This is a genomic window from Bartonella sp. AA1HLJMS (assembly GCF_042197445.1).
GTDB lineage: Bacteria > Pseudomonadota > Alphaproteobacteria > Rhizobiales > Rhizobiaceae > Bartonella.
Genome location: NZ_JBHIRW010000095.1, coordinates 1 through 2,978 on the forward strand (window position 1 = coordinate 1; position 2,978 = coordinate 2,978).

The window sequence follows — 2,978 nt, forward strand, 5'->3', positions numbered from 1 at the left end:
CATCATTATATTTGCCAACTCGTGGATGTTGCTACAGCCCTTGGCACTTGAGATAATTTATTATAGGCATTTTAAGTCCTTTCTTAATAGTTTTTTTATTCACGCGGGCTCTCTCCGCTTGGTACGTGCAAAAGGCATGGTTTTGATTGGTTCACCATGAAACATGGTTTGAAATGAGAGAATCTTACGGTATTCGGGATTCTCATTCAACATATAAAACAATGAATTATTATTATAAATCAAAATGTTGCCACTTGATGAAGCAAGATTTGCTTTAGATGCAAACAGTGAAAAGTTGGTGCAAGATACCTTAGAAGGATTGATGCAAAATCCTAAATCTTGGTCATTGCACATCGTTTGGCAACAATTTTAAAAGCAGATCGCATTCTTGTGATGGATAAAGGCGCCCTTGTGGAAGAAGGAACACACAACTCATTATAAAAAATAATGTTTATGCGCATTTGGCTCAACTGCAATTTTCATCTGAGTAAGTGATTCTTGATACAAGAGCAGTATTTTTAAGGGCATAAACAGTATTCTTTTCAGACAGGCTTATCAATTTGAAACTCTCATGGAAAAAAGAAAGGCAAGCATTGAGGTGTTTTTCTTTTTTAACGGGCTGTTCTTTTTTCTGCCTGACATTTTTATAAAGACACTTCTGTGTATAGAATGTAAAACGATATCCAGTTAAATCGCTATGGACTATTAAGATGAGCAAGGAGTTCTCTTCATAACAGCACTGTCACGTTGATTTATAATGATAACTCATTGTTTTTCATGAGAGATTTTACATGGAATTTATCGTTTCAAATTTGGTTATGTTGCATTAGTCAAAACCATTTCTCTTGTATGTTGCAAGCAGAGAGAGCTCGCGTGAAGTAAACACTTTAGAAAGAATAAGTCCTCTTCATGAAGCGTCCCAAGTTTTAGGGGCTGTAGTAATATTGAGGGGATTAGGAAAGTGTATGATGATGTCGCTTTCTGCAAGCAGAGAGAGCTCGCGTGAAGTAAACACTTTAGAAAGAATAAGTCCTCTTCATGAAGCGTCCCAAGTTTTAGGGGCTGTAGTTGAGGGGATTAGGAAAGTGTATGATGATGTCGCTTTACTAAAAAACAGCCGATAAATGAGTAGAAAGACGCTTTTTATCGATGCTATAAACAAGGTGAGCACGCAGCCATGTTTTGCTGTGTTAGGCTTTTGAGTACTTTGAACCAATATTGTGGGAGTGCATTTTAAGAATTATAAAGCTCTTCTTAAAAGTGCATAAATCATTAGAGCAGTACAATTAAATACAAATTGTTTTATTTTACCAATAAAAACATCTATATTTTGTGTATTGTTTTTATTAAAATAGAATATGTAGTGATTTTCAAATCATATATACACACAATGATACAATATCGAGGGATCGATAAAAGAGCTGCGTTAAATGTTGGTGAGAATAAAAGAAGGCAAGAATGGAAGAAGACATAAAATTGGCAATAGCTTTCATAATAGCTATAATTAAGGTCATTTGGAAATGGGGGAAAAAATGTGGGAGTGTAAGATGCGGCGTTATGATTTTCTGCATCATATGGATGGGGAAGTCGTGGTATTCGGGATACTCAGTGGATTTTTTGTTCGGTTTGGCAATGATAGTGTGTTGTGGGGGAAGCTTAATGCTTGCATTGGCAATTTATCAGAACAAGCATTTAACTAAACAACTTGAGCGAAAAAAGCAAGAGTGCGCTGAACATAAAGATATTATTGCACAAAGGGAACAGAAATGTCTTCAATTGACTGAACAACTTGAGCAAAAAAAACAAGAGTGCGTTGGATATCAAGATATTAGTGCACAAGGGGAACAGAAGTGTCTTCAATTGACTGAACGACTTGAGCAAAAAGAGCAAGAGTGCGCTGGATATCAAGCTATTATTGCACAATGGGAACAGAAGTGTCTTCAATTGACTGAACAACTTGAGCAAAAAGAGCAAGATTGCGCTGGATATCAAGCTATTATTGCACAAGGGGAACAGAAATGTCTTCAATTGACTGAACGACTTGAGCAAAAAGAGCAAGATTGCGCTGGATATCAAGCTATTATTGCACAAGGGGAACAAAGGCTTGTTAAAAAAACTCAAAAAATATCGCAGGAATGGTTGAAACAATGGGATGAGGGAGTAAGGCTATGGGAAAGAGACGTACTGGGGATAAAAAATCCTAGGGAAGATATGAAATTCAGTGGAGATCGGCTTCCATTGGTAAAGGATATTTGTGTTCGAGGGGATCACAAAGTGCGTTTATTGTACAAGCAAGCACTTGGAAAAAAACTTACTTATGAACATTACAAAAAAATATGTAGTCTCTTGGATACCTCATATTTTAGGAAATTTTTTGTAAAAGCAGTGCGATTAATGAGCAAGAATGGAATAACTCTGCAAAAGTTTGTAGATCCTCTTACGAACAAAAAACGGAGTCAACCTACGATGTTATTACTTCATTGGTGGTTATATGTTCTTGATGATATGATTACAGCTGAATGCAAACAGCACCAAAAGGAAAACTTTACAGGGGAGGATGAAAAGAAAAAATTTACAGATACTTTGTGGGACAACATATCTATAAGTATAGAACACAAAGAGATAGAGAAAATGCTAAAGCTTTCGGAATCTTGGTCTGGTGAGTGTACTTTATTATTATATTGTAAAAAGAATGTGTTGTTGTTGTTGTGTGATATTTCCAGTGATTATAAGGAGGCAAGAGAAACTTTCATTTACTATAAGAAGCTTATTAAAACAGTGAAAAAAGGCTATGTTGCCTTTGATAATGGTTGCCATTCTGTCACAGTTAGAGATGTAATCAATACTTGTCAAGAGAATGACACAAATAGAGCAAAAAATCTTTCCATTGTTGAAGGGAATCCAACATTTGAAGAAGCTTACAAATTAGGCGTTAAAGAGTGGATGAAATCATCAAATGAGAAATGCGATAACCGATT

2 protein-coding genes and 1 pseudogene are annotated in these 2,978 nt (G+C 35.8%); all 3 read left to right on the top strand.

The window, feature by feature from the left end:
* Positions 1–244 precede the first annotated feature (244 nt).
* Positions 245–491: pseudogene (locus ACFIQE_RS09350) on the top strand (ABC transporter); the annotation flags it as partial.
* Between the two features lie 1,041 nt (positions 492–1,532).
* Positions 1,533–1,700: a hypothetical protein gene (locus tag ACFIQE_RS09355; RefSeq protein ID WP_273790483.1), complete on the top strand. Its 168-nt coding sequence runs from the start codon at positions 1,533–1,535 to the stop codon at positions 1,698–1,700.
* 244 nt (positions 1,701–1,944) lie between these two features.
* The coding region (locus tag ACFIQE_RS09360) for a hypothetical protein (protein ID WP_375707607.1) at positions 1,945–2,978 on the top strand (1,034 nt) is incomplete at its 3' end.

Bases quoted from the DNA above. Each gene is read 5' to 3' on its own strand.
- ACFIQE_RS09355 (WP_273790483.1), top strand. From the start codon at position 1,533: ATGTGGGAGTGTAAGATGCGGCGTTATGATTTTCTGCATCATATGGAT.